Below are 12,094 nucleotides of genomic sequence, written 5' to 3'. Positions count from 1 at the left end.
CTCCGGCAGGATGAGGCGGCGGATACCCGCCGCCTCAATGAGGCAACTACTACGCAACCTTCATCGATGCCCGTGCAACCAATCCCTTCGGATCCGCCGGGAACTCGAACGATTCGAACGTCACGCGCTTGGTGCTGTACGGAATGGGCTGCTCGAATGCCGAAAGATCGAGAAGCTGGATCGGGCCCTGTTTTCTGAGCTGCTTGTTGACCAGGCCGGTGATGCCGACGGTGACCTTGACGGTCCATTTCCAGATCTTGATTTTCAGGACGATGTCGAGGTCCTTGAACTGCGGCAAGGCCGTGACCTTAGCCCCGGAGCTCCCGAGTTCGAGGCGGGCTTGGCGCGCTTCCAGCCGAATCCTGGGTGAGGTGACGGTGGCGCAGAACTTCTTGCCGAGCACCTTGATGCAGGCTTTAACCTTCGCCTGGACGTGCACGACCATGTTGGAAAGCAGGATTGGGTTGGACAGGGTCAGGAGAGGCTTGTCGATCTCGACCTTGACCCATTCCACATTCACGTCGACCCAGCGCTTGGAGACCAGCTCCGTCAAAGCGGCATCAATATCCCCCGGATTGGCCTGGTAGAAGGCCGCCTTGTCCGGGTTGGCGTCCAGCACGCCCGCGAGTGCTTTCAGGGCTTTGAGTTGGGCCGGGTCGGCGCTGGATTCGTCGACCGTCCCCTCGCGCACGCGCTGCACCATCTCACTGATGCCAGACGCGAACGTGTCGTTGATTTCCGATAGTTCGGGAAGATCGTCTTCGCCCTCGGTGCGGATCGGGGTGAACTCCAGGTCGGCCTCGCCGAGTTCGCCATCGCCTTCCTGCTCGGCGCGTGCCGAAGGAATTCGAATGGAAATCGGGAAGGGAATGGCATCCATCACCCTGCGAGCCAGCGTGGTCGCTACGAGAACGCTGACGTCCTCCGTTCCAACAAGTGCACCATCCTGCATGAGCTATCTCCTTCGTCCCCCTGTTGGCCGCTTGCCGCGGGGACGATGCGCGGCAGCGGCAAGAGCGGTCGTTCGATCCGGCGCTATTCGCAGCCCACGCCATCGCCATCGCGGTCCAGATGGCGCCCGTACCCGGGCTCGCCGCGCCGCACCGGCGCCGCGCCTGCGGCACGCGCGGCGCTGCAGTTGGCGAAGTAGGTCGAGCCGTTCCGATCGCGTACAAAGCGCGAGCTGTCTTCAGGTGACGGGGCGTAGTTCGCAGTAGGCGAACGAACCGCCGACGCACGATGGCAGTGATAGCCACCGTGCTTGCGATCGTGGTGACAGCCTTCGGCATTGAGCCCGCCGCCGTGCGCGTGGGCGGGGCCGAGCAGGCCTGCGCTCATCGCGAGGGCAGCCCCTACGGCGACGGCTTTAATGGTCACCATCGGACACCCCCCGTGTCCTTGCGCGACGCGGGGACCGTAGCAAAGCGAGGCTTGGTGCGTGGCTAAGAATTTTTCTTGGACGTCCGCGACTACTAGCCGATAGGCGATTCAGGCGACGAAGGCGGGCTGTGCACCTGCCGGGGTCCGACCTTTCACCCCAACAGCCCGAAGCTTCGACCCCGACGGGTCCAGCTTTGGACCTCAAAGCGCGGAGCTTCCGCCCCAAGGGGGCGAGGCTTCGACCTCAACGCCCGGCGCATCCACCCCACGGGGTCCTACCTTCCACCCCGCGAGCCTCGCGCTTCGACCCCTCAAGGTCCAAGCGTGAACGTGAAAGCCCGGCTCCTGGACCCCAAAGCTCGAAGCTTCGACCTAAACAGGTCCAAGCGCGGACCCTCCGAGCTACACCGCCGCCGTTCGGCCCGCGCCGCGTCCCCCTCACCGCCCCAACACCTCCCGCAACCGCCCGAACCGCAGGCGGTATTGCGCCGGGGTCAGGCCCACGCGCTTGTTGAACAGGCGGCTGAAGTAGCCGGCGTCCTCGTAGCCGCATTCGCCGGCGATGGCTTCGATCGGCAGGTGGGTGGTTTCGAGCTGCTGCTTGGCTTCCTCCAGCCGCAGGGTGTGCACGTAGGCCAGCGGGGTCAGGCCCGTGGCCTTGCGGAAGCGGCGTTCGAACGAGCGCTCGGGCAGGCCGCTGCGCGCGACCATCGCCGCGACCGGGCTGCGCACCGCGTAGTGCTCGCCGATCCAGGCCTGCACCTCGCCGATCAGCGCGTCCTCCTGCTGGCGCGTGCGCGCCAGGGTGGCGAAGGGTTGCTGGCCGACTTCGTGCCAGTCGATCAGGTTGAGCTTGGCGCTGCGCATCGCCGCTTCCACGTCCAGCAGGCGCGCGATCAGGAACAGCGCCATGTCCATCCACGAGGCGCCGCCGCCGGCCATCAGCAGGCGCTGGCCTTCGCCCGCGACCACCAGCGCGCGTTCGCGCTGCACCTGGATGCGCGGGTAGCGCGCCTGCAGGAAGTCGCAGAACGCCCAGTGCGTGGTCGCGGCGTGGCCGTCGAGCAGGCCGGTCTCGGCCAGCAGCACCGTGCCCGAGCACGCGGTGGCGATGGTGGCGCCGCGCTCGTGCCAGCGCCGCAGCCAGTCGATCTCCACCGCGAGTTCGCTGGCGAAGTCCTCGCCCGGCGCGTTGCTCAGTTCCGGCACGCACACCACGGCGGGCGCCGGGCAATCCTCGAAGCGGCCATCGGGGCACACGCGCACGCCGTTGCCGACGGTGAGGGGCTCGCCGTCGCGGGTGAGGATGCGCGGGAACAGCCGGCCTTGCGTCGGCACGCCCTCGATGAAGGTTTCCCAGTCGCGGCCGGCGCCGGCCAGCAGGTCGTACATGCCGTACAGGGTGGATGCGCCGATCCCCGGGAAGGCGAGGATGGCGATGTCGAAGGTCGCGCGGGCCACTGGCGGATTCCTCCGGTTTGTTGCGGAAACGACTTTAGTCCTCCGCGGGCGCGCGGCCTACCTTGGCCGCGCATCCCCCGGAGTACCGCCATGCCCAGCCTGACCCAGTTGTTGCTCGACCCGATCTCCCTGACCGTGTTCGCCGTGTATGCGGCGCTGATCCTGTGGGAGGCGCTGTTCCCGGCCCGCCCGCTGCCGTGCGTGCCCGGGTGGCACCTGCGCGGCCTGGCCGCCTTCCTCGTCTACTTCCTGCTGTCCTCGTACCTGCCGCTGTGGTGGTCGGACTGGCTGCTGCCGTACCAGCTGTTCGACCTGACCGGCCTGCCCACGTGGGCAGGCGCGGTGGTCGGCGTGCTCGTGTACGAGGGCGGCGTGTACGCCTGGCACCGCGGCATGCACGCGTCCAACCTGCTGTGGCGCGGCTTCCACCAGATGCACCACAGCGCCGAGCGCCTGGATACCTACGGCGCGTTCTGGTTCAGCCCGCTCGACATGCTCGGTTGGACCGCGCTGGGCAGCCTGTGCCTGGTGCTGCTGGTCGGCCTGTCGCCGCAGGCAGCGACGCTGGTGCTGTACGTCACCACGTTCATGGCGGTGTTCCAGCACGCCAACGTGCGCACGCCGCGCTGGCTCGGCTACGTCATCCAGCGGCCGGAGAGCCACTCGGTGCACCACCAGCGCGGCGTGCACGCGTACAACTACAGCGACCTGCCGCTGTTCGATCTGCTGTTTGGCACGTTCCGCAATCCGCGCGCGTTCGCACCGGTGCAGGGGTTCTGGGACGGCGCGTCGGCGCAGGTGGGGCGGATGCTGGTGTTCCGCGACGTGGCGCGCGCGGCGCGTGCGGGCGCGGACGATGCGCGGTCGGCGGAGGTGGTGGCGCGATCGTGAGGCGCGCGAGGTGCGGCGCGATTGCGCGAGGTTCGTGCCGCCTTGTGCGTTGCACCTGCGGTGGTGCAGTGCCGCGTGCTGCGAACTCAAAAAGCCCGGCGGTCGGCTTGCCGCCAATCCCCCGGGCTTGGATGTGGTCCTGCCCAGCCCAATGGCCCCGCGCCCGTCGCCGTGACCACCACGCGACAACGTGTCCAGGCGGTGCTCGCATTGCTGACGAAGTTGACCAAGCCTTCGACGCTGGCGGGCCTCGAAGCGTCGATCAGGTCGTGGGGAAGCCGGCGCCCGACGACAAGGCGGCCAGGTTCACCCAGCGCCGCGATGAGGAACCTGCCTTGCAAGGCAGGCCCAGTTACGGCTGTGCAGAGATGACGCTTTCGATCCAGTCTTGGTAATGGCTCAGGCGCACATTGCAACTGATCTGGCCATACCGCCCCGGTGTCCGGATGGAGCTCTGGGGATCCGACCAGGAAGTCAGTCCGGCCAACAGCCAGGTCTTTTCGGTCTGCACGAGGACCGGCCCGCCGCTGTCGCCACTTCCTGACGCCCCCTCGAGGGGCAGGGCGTGCGCCGGATCGTCGAACGTGTAACACAGCCAGCGGCCATCAGCGCTGGTGACCTTGTTGTAGGCACGGCGAAGCTCGGTGCGGTGGGAGCCGCTGAATTCGTACCCGCCGACGCCGTTGCCTGTAGCCCCTTTGCCCATGATCGTGATGGTTTGGCCGAACTCACCGTCGCTCGTGTTGATTGCGACAGGTCGGATGTCGGTAACGGGTTGCGCCAATTCCACAAGTGCGATGTCGTCCGAGGAGGAGAGCAGCACCCGGAAGAGGGTCCAGTCCCAGGTGGCCAATGCCTGCTCCAGGAGCTGGTGCGGCGGCTTCCTGTAGCCGGGGTGGATCACAAGACGCGCGACGTCCCTGGGCACCCCGCCGACGGTTATCCGCTGGATTTCAGGTTGCCAGGTGATGGCATGCGCAGCGGTAACAACCCACCGCGGAGCAATCAGTACTCCATGACCTTCCCCGGGCATGTCGACCAGGGCGGGAAACTCGGATTCCGGAACCCGATACTTCGCATCAGCAACGTCATCTCGAATGACGATCGCGCTTGCACTGAAGGACACCACAAGCAGTGCGGGCAACAAGAGTCGGGTCATCTGCGATTCCTTTCGAGGCCTGTTCGGCCGGGATTTGCAGCGATGTTCATGCGGCCGCAAAAGCCTCGTCAAGGCCGCCCTCGACGAACATCAGTGCCCTGCCAGCGCTACGGCCCGCCACGCAGGGCGGGCGCGCGTTCGCCGAGGCCGGTAGCGGCGGGCGTGGAGCGACCAACCGCATGAGCAATCGGCGCGGCGCGGCGAGCGCGGCATCGCGCCCGGCGATGTCCTGCCCCAACCGTTCGACGATCCGGGTGCCGCACGGCGCCGCTACGAGCGCGGCGGTGGCCCCGCCTCCGCCAGCCGCACGCAATTGCGCCCGCTCGCCTTGCCGCGGTACAGCGCCTGGTCGGCGCGATGCAGCAGCGAGCGATCGCTGTCGTCGGGGGCGAACTCGGCGACGCCGAAGGTGGCGGTGATGGGCCGCGCCAGCGGCGGCAGGATCTGTGCGGCGAGCGCGGCGCGGATGCGTTCGGCGCAGGCCTGCGCGTCGTGCGCGCTTGCCTCCGGCATCACGATCACGAATTCCTCGCCGCCGTAGCGCGCCACCAGGTCGGTCTCGCGGACGTGGTCGCGGATGATCCGCGCGAACGCGTGCAGCACCTGGTCGCCGATGGCGTGGCCGTGCTCGTCGTTGATGCGCTTGAAGTGGTCCAGGTCGGTCAGCACTACCGACAGGCGCCCGCCATAGCGCTGCACCCGGGCGATCTCGCCGTGCAGCGTCTGGTCGAGCCGGCGCCGGTTGGCCATGCCGGTCAGCGGGTCGGTCAGCGCGAGCGCCCGCACCGCCGCTTCGCTCTCGCGCAGCGCCTGCTCCACCCGCCGCCGCTCGGTGATGTCGAAGACGGTGGAGCGGCTCATTACGTAGCGGCCCTCTGCATCCAGCACCGTCGTCGCGCTGAGGCTGACCGGCAGCACGCTGCCGTCCTTGCGGCGCATTTCGTACTCGACGTCGTAGTGCTCGCCCTGCGCCAGGTATTTCGGGAAGCGCTCGCGGAACAGCTGCTGGCTGTGCGGCGTCAGCAGGTCCTGGAAGCGCAGCTTGCCGACGACCTCGTCGCGCGCGTAGCCCAGCCACGCCAGCTCGGTGTCATTGATGCGGACGATCACGCCGTCGCCGTCGAGCGAGTGGTAGCCGCACGGCGCGCGTTCGTAGAGGTCGCGCACTTCTTCGGCGTAGGCCTGCAAGGCGGCCTGGTCCTGCCGGGCCTTGCGGGCGGCGCGGTCGAGCCGGCGCGCGTTCCACCAGATCAGCGCCACGAATAGCACCACCAGCGTGACCACCATCAGGTCCACGCCCTCGTCGGGGCGGAACAGGCCGGCGCGCTCGCCCAGCAGGCGCAGCCAGCCGAGCAGCAGCGGGGTGGCGAACGCGAACGGCAGCAGCCGCCGCGCCAGCCGGCCGCCGGCGTCGGGACTGGCCAGCAGGCTCGGGAATCCGCGCGCCGGCTGCACTCCGAGGATGCCGGCGGCGACCAGCAGCAACGCGGCGATGGCATGCACGGAGACGCGATCGAAGACCGGCATCGCGTACAGCGAGGCCTGGCCGTAGAGCAGGCCCAGCAGGCCGACCAGCAGCATCACCGCGGTGGCGAGCGCCAGCAGCTTCGCCGCCCGATGCGCGCTGCGCGTTCCGCGCCAGACCAGCAGCAGCGCGGCGCCCAGCAGGGTGAAACCCAGCGCGGCGACCATCGACATGTGCCCGGGGTACGCGCCGTGCACGGCGTGCGTGGAATCGAGGAAGAACCGTTCGTGGAAGCGCGCGCGCAGCAGGTACTCGGCGAGGGTGAGCACGCTGAGCGCGAGCAAGGGCCACGGCAGCAGTCGCGCGAGCCGCTCCCACGCGCTGTCGTGGTAGCGCGGATGCAGCAACAACAACGCCGTCCCGGCCAGCGTCGCCGCCAGTGCGCTGGCCGGCGGGATCGGACCCAGGTTGGGGTGGACGCTGGTCAGCACGCCGATCCCGGCGAACGTGCCGATCAGCCCGAAGGCGCCCACCGCGATCGCCAACAGCGCGCAGGCCTGGGAGGCACGCAGCAGCCGCTGCACCAGCGCGCGGCTCGCGTCCGCGCCGCCGGGAACCGGGGCGGGCGGGGACGGAGAAGGCAACGCGGCGCTCACGGCGAAAGGGATCCGACGGGGGGCGGCAGGGCTCGGCTCGAACCTGATGGCGCCGGCCGGGGACGGGCCTGCGTCAACGTCGGGCCGCGCAGGGACCGGGGTGGGGCCAGCCTAAGAGGGGGCGGGTGAACCGGTCGTGCGCGCCTCCTGCAACGCGGCTAAGCACGGAAGCAGTGGCGCTGCGCGCAGGTCTGGTCCAGCGCCACCGCCATCCGCTGCAGGTGCACCCGTTGCTGCCGCGGCGCCTGGCCTACGGCACGCGGATCTTCCCCGGGAACGCCACGCGGTTGTTGCCTTCGCGTTGTTCGGGGATGCGATTGTCGGGATCGAGGATCGCGCCGACGAAGTATTCGCCTGCGGCCGTCCCGGCCGGAACCGCGACATCGAACTTGAAGTCGCCGTAGAAGCCGGCGGTGCCCCAGCCCGAGCCGGTCGCGATGATGGGATCGCTGGTGGAGATGATGTCGTTGGTGGAGAGCACCACGCGGAAGTCGAACCGGTCGATGGTGCCGGTGCCCAGGTTGCCGAAGGCGAATCCGGTGGTGAAGCTCGCGCCCCTGCGGACGGTTTGCGTGCCGCCCGCGAGGATGAGGTCGGTGGCATTGGACGACACCCAACGGAAATTGGAGATCGCCAGGTCGACCTCCTGGTTGGGGAACGGATAGAGACCGCGTGCGCCCACCGCGTCGTCCGGATGCGGTTGCGCACGCGTGTCCTCGTTGCCGCCATAGAAGCCTGAGGCCGTGCTGAGCACGACCGACATCCGGTTGTCCTCGTGATCCAGGCCGAGGAAATGCCCCAGTTCATGGACGATGGTGAAGCGGAAGCTGGGGTTGCCTTCGGTCACGCGCGGATCGTGCGCTCCGACCTCCCATGTCTGCGAGTTGTCGAACACCGTGTCGGATTCGAGGATCTCGAAGCCGCGGCTGAGGGTCGACGTCAATCCAAGGCTGCCGCCGGTGCCGGCATTGTCGGTGAAGGCGATTTCGTTCTGGCCGTTGCCCAGGCCGTACCTGCCATCGGTGTCATCGACGAGCGGGTCGAACTCGAAGTGCATGCCGACCATGCCGTTCCATCGGCCCAGGGCATTCATCAGGTCGGCGCGCCAGACGGTGCTGGCCGGGAAGGAAATGGTGGCGATGGCCGTGGTCGCATCGTTGTCGAAGGCGCCGAACGGCCGCGAGGCCCACGCGGGTGCGCTGGTGCCGGCCAGCGCGAGCGTGGCGAGCCACAAGGTGCGGGCGTTCATGGAGCCTCCTTGTCCGGCGAACCGTTGGGGCGCGGCGGCGCGAGCGTCGTCATCGTCCGCGGCAGGAAGCGCGGCAGCGCCCGGTATTGCTGCTCCGGCCCCGGCTGCTGCCGAGCGATCCGGCGTATCGCGTCGACGAACGCGTCCGCCTGCATCGGTTGCCCGCCGAGGCGCTCGATCAATCGCTTGCCACGCTGGCCGCGCGCGTCCTCCCGCAATCGATCCGGCATCTGCGCTTGTGCGCGCGCGGCGTCCCGCGCTTCCAGTTCCGCGGCGTTGTCTTCGCGATAGAGGCTGGCATTCGGCGAGGGCGACGACTGCATGCCGCCCGCCAACTGCAGTTGGCCGCGCGCATCGGGCTGCGGCAGTGCGAACGCTTCGTCGAACGGCACGCGTCCCAGCTTCAGTTCGCCATCACTGACATCCATCACCACGGCGCCGTCGAGCGTCAGCACCAGGCGCGACTTGCCGCCGCCGACGGGCACCAGGCGGAACGCCCCCTGGCTCCAGCCGACGATCGGATTGAGGGTCCATTCGCCGCCGCGCAACATCAGCAGGTAGGTCTCGCCCATCCGCAATTCCGGCATGCCGACGATGCGCTCCATGGCGCCGTCGCGGGCCAGCCCGCCACGGAACCACAACGTGACCTCCTTGTTCCGGGTGAGGTGGCGTTCGCCCTTGATGATCTCGAGGCGCTGCAGGCGCACCGTCGTGAACGGCAGCCCTTCGCGGGGATCATCCTCGTAGGCAATCCCGGTCACGGTGCCGATGAAGATCACCGCCGACTCGTGGGCGGTCTGCTCCAGGCTCTTGTGCAGGTAGCGGGTCGCATTCGCTTCGCTGCCGAGTAAGCAGGTCGTCACCAGCACGGCGACGAGCAGCGCGAACTTCCATGGCTGCCGGCGCTGCACCGCGGCCGGCCTGGTCCATTGTGCGTGGCGCATGAGGCATCTCCTTCCCTGCGATCCGTACGACGTCAATCCCTGTCTTCCGCGCGCACTGCTGCATGCAATGGGACCAACGCGGCGCCACCGGGCCTCCGGTCAGGGTTTGCCTCCCCCGCATGGGGGCGGTCGCGCGGCCGCTACGGCATTGCCTGCCGCGCCGCCACCCTCAGCGGCACGGTCCCCGGCGGTCACCATGGCCAAGATGGGCGCTGACGGCTTCGCGCGGCAGTTCCAGCGTCTTCTTGCCCTTGTGGCAGACCAAGTCCTTGCCGGCCGGGTGCACCAGTTCGACCGGCAGCAGTTCGCAGCCGGACAGCGACAGCACGAGCAGCAAGGCGAGCAGGCATTTCATTCGGGATGTCTCGGGACGGGATGAGGCGCACAGGGTAGTGGCGCGCTGAGCGGCCGAGCCGTGACGCGTGTCGTGGCTCGCTGATGCGCAGGTGCGGCGGCATTCAACCCCGGACAGTGCAAACAGCAACGCACGTGATGGCCATGCAGGTCGCGTCCGGATCCCGGCGGGCAGGAACCGCAGACCGTCGGCAGTAGTCGGCGTTGCGACGCTGAACGGATTTTCAACGCGCCCAACGCGGCCGCCGACGGCCCTTGAAAACCGCAGCCGCGAACCTACTCCCGTGGCCGGACGGAGTGACCGTCCTGCCAATTGGAGACCCAGCCATGAACGAGATGGTTCGCAATCCCCAGTGGCCCGGACAGGGTGCGATGAAGGATCCGGTCAAGCAGATCTTCGATCGCCTGTTCGAGGGGAACCTGTTCCAGAACGCCGCCGACGAATCGTCGGTCGTCACCAGCCAGTGGGTGCCGCGCGTGGACATCAAGGAAGAGGGCAACCGCTTCCTGCTGTACGCCGATATCCCGGGCGTCGACCCGCAGGACATCGAGGTGCAGATGGACAAGGGCATGCTCACGATCAAGGGCGAGCGCCGCGAGGAGAGCGTGCGCGAGAACGAGCGCTTCTCGCGCATCGAGCGGCGCCACGGCACCTTCCATCGCCGCTTCGCGCTGCCCGACAGCGCCGATCCCGACGGCATCGCCGCCTCGGGCCACAACGGCGTGCTGACGATCAGCATCCCCAAGCGCCCCGAATCCACGCCGCGCCGCATCCAGGTGGGATCGGTCGTGAACCCATGAACCACGGGCGGCTGCCGGGCGATCCCGGCAGCCGCGCCTGCTGATGGAGCACGTGCATGGACCGTATTACCGAAGAGGCGCTGTGCAGCCTGCAGGCGCAGGTGCACGTCCAGGACCTGGTGCTGCGGGCGCTCGTCGCCACGCATCCCGATCCCGCTGGCTTGCTGGCGGCATGGCGGCAGTGCCTGGCCGAAGCGGGTTCGGGCCCGGTCGCCGCGCATGCGCGCGACAGCGCTTACCTGGCCGAGCATTGCCGCGTGCGCGCGGAAGACTGGACCGCCGAACTGGTCGAACTGACCCTGCCGGCGCTGGCTACCGAAGCAACCAACTCCGATGGCGGCGTCCTTCCGGTGCCGGATGCACGCGGCTGACCGCTGGCAGCAGTTCCGCGGCAAGGATCGGATTCAATCGGGCCGAGTGCGCGCCCTCAAACCTGACCGGCTACGCACGGCCGCCGCGCGCTGCACGCGCGAAGGCGGCAAGCACGATTGGTGCACACGCGCGACCCTAGTACTCCAGCGTCACCGCCATCAGCCGCAGGCTGCTGTCGTTGCTGCCCTGGCGCTTGATCTCGAAATACCACCACGGGCCGTCGGGGTTCCAGCCCTCGCCGGGTTCGACCACCACCGACTGCTCGAGCAACGCCGTCTCGTCTTCGGGCAGCTCCAGCGCCGGCGAGAGGAATCCGCCGTAGGTCTCGAAGCCGCTGCCATGGTGGAAGGTGATGGCATCCACCGCGAACACGTTGGTGCCGGGCAGGCCACTGGTGGCCTGGTACACGAAGGTCAGCCGCAACTTGTCGCCGCGGAAATCGAGCGGGCGGCGCACGGTCAGCGTGGCGGTGCCGTTGTTGCTGCCCCAGGTGACGCCGCGTGCCTCCAGCACGAACGGCGCGGGACCGCCGTACGACAGGGCGTTGGCAGGGAACGTCACCCGGTTGCGGTACGCGGTGCAGTCGCCGGCGGGCGTGCATTCGGCCGGCGCGGCGTGGGCCGGCAGCGCGGCGACGCCGGCGCCGACCAGGGCGAGGGCCGCCAAGGCCAGGGGAAGGGATTTCATATCGTGGATCTCCATGTGGGCGCGGCCACGGCCGGTCGACGGACGCGCATTCCTGAAAGAGGCGGGCATCGCATGCGGCGCCGGCGCCGCTGCCTGCGGTAAGGGGAGCGTTGACTGATGCAGCAAGTTGGACGCGCGCACATTCAGTGCGCCTGGCTTCGCCGGATCGCGGGACGTGCCCTCACGGCATCCTGGCCAGCACCGCGCCCATCTCGTCGGCGGTGAAAGCGCGCAGGGTGTGGGTGCGGATGTTGCCGGCGGCACCCACGGCCATGGCGAAGGTGAGGGCGGCCTGCTCGTCTTGAGCCTCGATGATCGTCACCAGGTCGTAGTGCCCGAGCGTCCAGTAGATCTGCGACATGTCGGTGCCGAACTTCTTCGCCATCTCCTTGACGGCGGCGGCGCGCTTGGTGGTGTCCTTGACGTTGCGGATGCCCTGGTCGGTGAACGTGGAGAGGGCGATGTATGTCGGCATTGGGGCGGCTCCGATTTGGACCGATCGGTTCCCGCCGGTCAGCGCCGGTCCTTTCGCGCTGACGGTGGTGCGTTCGCAGTGACGCAACCGGCGCCCATGCTCCCGCACAACCCGGCTGCGCGCCCTTACCCGGGTGGGTAGGCGATGCCGCTGCGCGAGTCGCAGCGAGTTCGACTCGTGGGTGCGGTGCCTGCGGCAAA

General features: G+C 68.5%; 13 protein-coding genes. 3 read left to right on the top strand and 10 right to left on the bottom strand.

Going from position 1 to position 12,094, the window contains the following annotated elements; genetic code table 11:
- Window positions 1-49 precede the first annotated feature (49 nt).
- The 3 genes from BP05_RS13550 to BP05_RS13540 form a co-directional block, all read right to left on the bottom strand.
- Complete coding sequence (locus tag BP05_RS13550; RefSeq protein WP_496364322.1) at window positions 50-952, bottom strand: hypothetical protein; 903 nt, start codon at window positions 950-952, stop codon at window positions 50-52.
- A gap of 83 nt (window positions 953-1,035) precedes the next feature.
- On the bottom strand, window positions 1,036-1,338 hold the full coding sequence (locus BP05_RS13545; protein WP_496364320.1) for an excalibur calcium-binding domain-containing protein: 303 nt from the start codon (window positions 1,336-1,338) through the stop codon (window positions 1,036-1,038).
- 480 nt (window positions 1,339-1,818) lie between these two features.
- Window positions 1,819-2,841, bottom strand: a complete 1,023-nt coding sequence (locus BP05_RS13540) for a GlxA family transcriptional regulator (RefSeq protein WP_496364318.1) — start codon at window positions 2,839-2,841, stop codon at window positions 1,819-1,821.
- Between the two features lie 90 nt (window positions 2,842-2,931).
- Here BP05_RS13540 and BP05_RS13535 point away from each other — a divergent pair, with 90 nt between their 5' ends.
- The gene (locus BP05_RS13535) at window positions 2,932-3,732 is read left to right on the top strand and encodes a sterol desaturase family protein (RefSeq protein WP_496364316.1); all 801 of its coding nucleotides are present in this window, start codon (window positions 2,932-2,934) and stop codon (window positions 3,730-3,732) included.
- Window positions 3,733-4,084: 352 nt separating this feature from the next.
- On the opposite strand, the gene BP05_RS13530 is transcribed toward BP05_RS13535, so the two are convergent.
- The 5 genes from BP05_RS13530 to BP05_RS13510 form a co-directional block, all read right to left on the bottom strand.
- Window positions 4,085-4,891: a S1 family peptidase gene (locus BP05_RS13530; RefSeq protein WP_496364314.1), complete on the bottom strand. Its 807-nt coding sequence runs from the start codon at window positions 4,889-4,891 to the stop codon at window positions 4,085-4,087.
- A gap of 270 nt (window positions 4,892-5,161) precedes the next feature.
- Window positions 5,162-7,000, bottom strand: coding sequence for a GGDEF domain-containing protein (locus BP05_RS13525; protein WP_496364312.1), 1,839 nt, complete (start codon window positions 6,998-7,000; stop codon window positions 5,162-5,164).
- Window positions 7,001-7,262: 262 nt separating this feature from the next.
- On the bottom strand, window positions 7,263-8,261 hold the full coding sequence (locus BP05_RS13520; RefSeq protein ID WP_496364310.1) for a matrixin family metalloprotease: 999 nt from the start codon (window positions 8,259-8,261) through the stop codon (window positions 7,263-7,265).
- Window positions 8,258-9,205 (bottom strand): hypothetical protein, encoded by a 948-nt coding sequence (locus BP05_RS13515; protein ID WP_496364308.1) that lies wholly within the window; start codon window positions 9,203-9,205, stop codon window positions 8,258-8,260. Before BP05_RS13515 ends, BP05_RS13520 begins: the two co-directional genes overlap by 4 nt.
- 169 nt (window positions 9,206-9,374) lie before the next feature.
- Window positions 9,375-9,560, bottom strand: coding sequence for a hypothetical protein (locus tag BP05_RS13510; RefSeq protein ID WP_496364307.1), 186 nt, complete (start codon window positions 9,558-9,560; stop codon window positions 9,375-9,377).
- A gap of 335 nt (window positions 9,561-9,895) precedes the next feature.
- Between BP05_RS13510 and BP05_RS13505 the strand changes: the two genes are divergently transcribed.
- Window positions 9,896-10,360: an Hsp20/alpha crystallin family protein gene (locus BP05_RS13505; RefSeq protein WP_496364460.1), complete on the top strand. Its 465-nt coding sequence runs from the start codon at window positions 9,896-9,898 to the stop codon at window positions 10,358-10,360.
- 56 nt (window positions 10,361-10,416) lie between these two features.
- Window positions 10,417-10,731, top strand: a complete 315-nt coding sequence (locus BP05_RS13500; protein ID WP_496364305.1) for a hypothetical protein — start codon at window positions 10,417-10,419, stop codon at window positions 10,729-10,731.
- A gap of 136 nt (window positions 10,732-10,867) precedes the next feature.
- On the opposite strand, the gene BP05_RS13495 is transcribed toward BP05_RS13500, so the two are convergent.
- Together BP05_RS13495 and BP05_RS13490 are read right to left on the bottom strand one after the other, a co-directional pair.
- Complete coding sequence (locus BP05_RS13495) at window positions 10,868-11,419, bottom strand: hypothetical protein (protein ID WP_496364303.1); 552 nt, start codon at window positions 11,417-11,419, stop codon at window positions 10,868-10,870.
- A gap of 181 nt (window positions 11,420-11,600) precedes the next feature.
- On the bottom strand, window positions 11,601-11,894 hold the full coding sequence (locus BP05_RS13490; protein ID WP_496364301.1) for a GYD domain-containing protein: 294 nt from the start codon (window positions 11,892-11,894) through the stop codon (window positions 11,601-11,603).
- Between the last annotated feature and the right edge of the window lie 200 nt (window positions 11,895-12,094).

This window comes from Lysobacter oryzae DSM 21044 (assembly GCF_059568595.1).
The sequence above is the reverse complement of the archived record's forward strand: the minus strand, read 5'-3'. Positions and strand labels throughout refer to the sequence as shown.

Bases quoted from the DNA above. Each gene is read 5' to 3' on its own strand.
- BP05_RS13520 (WP_496364310.1), bottom strand. From the start codon at position 8,261: ATGAACGCCCGCACCTTGTGGCTCGCCACGCTCGCGCTGGCCGGCACC.
- BP05_RS13500 (WP_496364305.1), top strand. From the start codon at position 10,417: ATGGACCGTATTACCGAAGAGGCGCTGTGCAGCCTGCAGGCGCAGGTG.
- BP05_RS13495 (WP_496364303.1), bottom strand. From the start codon at position 11,419: ATGAAATCCCTTCCCCTGGCCTTGGCGGCCCTCGCCCTGGTCGGCGCC.
- BP05_RS13535 (WP_496364316.1), top strand. From the start codon at position 2,932: ATGCCCAGCCTGACCCAGTTGTTGCTCGACCCGATCTCCCTGACCGTG.
- BP05_RS13490 (WP_496364301.1), bottom strand. From the start codon at position 11,894: ATGCCGACATACATCGCCCTCTCCACGTTCACCGACCAGGGCATCCGC.
- BP05_RS13505 (WP_496364460.1), top strand. From the start codon at position 9,896: ATGGTTCGCAATCCCCAGTGGCCCGGACAGGGTGCGATGAAGGATCCG.
- BP05_RS13510 (WP_496364307.1), bottom strand. From the start codon at position 9,560: ATGAAATGCCTGCTCGCCTTGCTGCTCGTGCTGTCGCTGTCCGGCTGC.
- BP05_RS13545 (WP_496364320.1), bottom strand. From the start codon at position 1,338: ATGAGCGCAGGCCTGCTCGGCCCCGCCCACGCGCACGGCGGCGGGCTC.
- BP05_RS13530 (WP_496364314.1), bottom strand. From the start codon at position 4,891: ATGACCCGACTCTTGTTGCCCGCACTGCTTGTGGTGTCCTTCAGTGCA.
- BP05_RS13550 (WP_496364322.1), bottom strand. From the start codon at position 952: ATGCAGGATGGTGCACTTGTTGGAACGGAGGACGTCAGCGTTCTCGTA.
- BP05_RS13515 (WP_496364308.1), bottom strand. From the start codon at position 9,205: ATGCGCCACGCACAATGGACCAGGCCGGCCGCGGTGCAGCGCCGGCAG.